Genomic DNA, 2,064 nt, shown 5'->3' on the forward strand with positions numbered 1-2,064 from the left:
TCGAGGGAGAGGATCTCGGCGCCATCTACGTCTCCGACCTCGTCCGCACCCGGCAGACCGCCGAGCCGCTGTCCCGCACCCTCGGGCTCGAGCTCGTCGTCCTGCCGGGCCTGCGCGAGATCCAGGCGGGGGACTACGAGATGTCGACCGAGTGGGGGCCGTACATCGAGGCCGTGGCCGCCTGGCGTGAGGACCCGACCCACGCGATCCCCGGCGGTGACACGGGCGTCGGCTTCCTGACCCGCTACACCGACGCGATCCGGCAGATCGCCGACGACGGCCACGAGTCGGCGGTCGCGGTGAGCCACGGCGCTGCCATGCGCGTGTGGTGCTCGGTCGCGCTGGGCCTGGGCGTCGACTTCTTCGACAACCGCCGCATCGACAACACCCTCATCGTGACGATGGAGGGTGACCCCGACGCCGGATGGAAGCTGCTCGCCTGGGGTGACGAGCCGATCACCCATGACCGATGACCGGCTGAACCCGGCCCGCTGGCGCTGGGCCGGCGTCGCGGCGGCGGTCGTCCTGGCCGCGGCCTCGTGGGGCTCAGGGTCGCGGCCCACCCTGAACACCCGCATCCTCTGGCCCGGCTTCCAATGGTGGTCGCCCACGGGCGGGTCCCCGCTGGCCGCGCTCGTGTCTCTCGTCGCCATGGCCGTCCTGCTGCTCGCCTGGTGGCGGTTGCGCACCGCCGCCGTGACGCTCCGCTGGTGGTGGACGACAGCGGCCGCGTGGTTCCTCCCGCTCGTCGCCTCCGTCCCGCTCTACAGCCGTGACCTCTACTCGTATGCCGCTCAAGGCGCCCTGTGGCAGCAGGGGCTCTCGCCCCTGCAGCACACGGTGCGGGAGCTGGACTCGCCGTGGCGCGAGTCGACGGCGCCGACCTGGCTCGACACGACGGCGCCGTACGGCCCGGTCTTCCTTCTCGTCGCCCGGGGTGCGGCGGTCGTGTCGGGTGGGCACCTGTGGCTGGCGCTGCTTCTCCTGCGGCTCGTCGCCGTCGCGAGCGTGGTCGTCATCGCATGGGCGGTGGCCGATCTGGCCCGTCGGCTCGAGGTGGTCTCGCCCGAGCGGGCGACCTGGCTCGCCGTCGCCACGCCACTCGTCGGGGCGCACTTCGTCAGCGGCGGGCACAACGACGCGCTCATGGTCGCCGGCATGCTGGGCGCCGTGGCGCTCGCGCTGCGCCGGAGGCTCGTCTGGGCAGCGGTCGTCGTCGGGCTCGCGACGATGGTCAAGCTCACCGCGATCGTCGCCCTGCCCTTCCTCGTCCTCCTCGTCACCGTCCCCGCTCTTGACACCCGGGACGAGGTGTTCCGGTGGCGGGACCGCGTCGTCGACTACCTCAAACCGGCTGTCGTGGGTGTGCTCGCGGCCGGTGTCACGGTCGGCGCGGTGACGCTCGCCACCGGTCTCGGCTGGTCCTGGCTCAACCCGGCCGCCACCTCGGGCAAGAACGAGCAGTGGACCTCGCTGCCGACCGGCCTCGGGATGGGCATCGGCGCGGTCGGGCACGTCCTCGGCCACGACGACTGGCGCGACACTGGCATCGCGGTCCTGCGGATGGCGGGTCTCGCCGTCCTCGCCCTCCTGCTCGTCGTCATCTGGGTACGAGCGCTGCGCCACGCGACCGACCGGGCCCTCGTCGTGCGCGCGATCGGCTGGGCCCTGCTCGCCGTCGTCGTCCTGGCCCCGGCCTTCCTCGGCTGGTACTTCCTCTGGGTGCTGCCCGTGCTCGCCGCCTCGGTCGCGGCCACGACGCCCCGGCATACCCGCAGCTGGCTCGCCGTCGCGGCGACGGTCCTCTGCCTCACGCAGCTGCCCGACGGCTACAGCCTCGGCCTGACGACGACGGCCGTCGGGGTGCCGATCGACATCGTCGCGACGGTCCTGCTGGTCCGCGCGGGACGGGGCTGGGTGCGTACCCGCCGCCCCTGACCCCTCGGACGGGCGGGGGCCACATGCCGAGAGCGGCGCGGTGAGCCCCGTACGGGAGTGAGACAGTGGACGCCATGCGCGCGGTCAGCCAGTCCCTCAAGCTCCAGAACGTCTGCTACGAGATCC

Annotated in this window: 2 protein-coding genes; both read left to right on the forward strand. The window is 72.9% G+C overall.

Annotation, left to right across the window (positions count from 1 at the left end):
- Positions 1–473 (forward strand): histidine phosphatase family protein (locus tag ACTHJJ_RS06005; RefSeq protein WP_440302026.1); only part of this gene is annotated, 473 nt, incomplete at its 5' end.
- Positions 463–1,938 (forward strand): polyprenol phosphomannose-dependent alpha 1,6 mannosyltransferase MptB, encoded by a 1,476-nt coding sequence (gene mptB, locus ACTHJJ_RS06010; protein ID WP_440302027.1) that lies wholly within the window; start codon positions 463–465, stop codon positions 1,936–1,938. The genes ACTHJJ_RS06005 and mptB, both read left to right, overlap by 11 nt.
- Positions 1,939–2,064: the final 126 nt, after the last annotated feature.

Origin of the sequence: Intrasporangium sp., assembly GCF_051961875.1 — a bacterium.
Taxonomy (GTDB): Bacteria; Actinomycetota; Actinomycetes; order Actinomycetales; family Dermatophilaceae; genus Intrasporangium_A.

Coding starts and splice junctions, on each gene's coding strand:
- mptB (WP_440302027.1), top strand. CDS start 463: ATGACCGATGACCGGCTGAACCCGGCCCGCTGGCGCTGGGCCGGCGTC.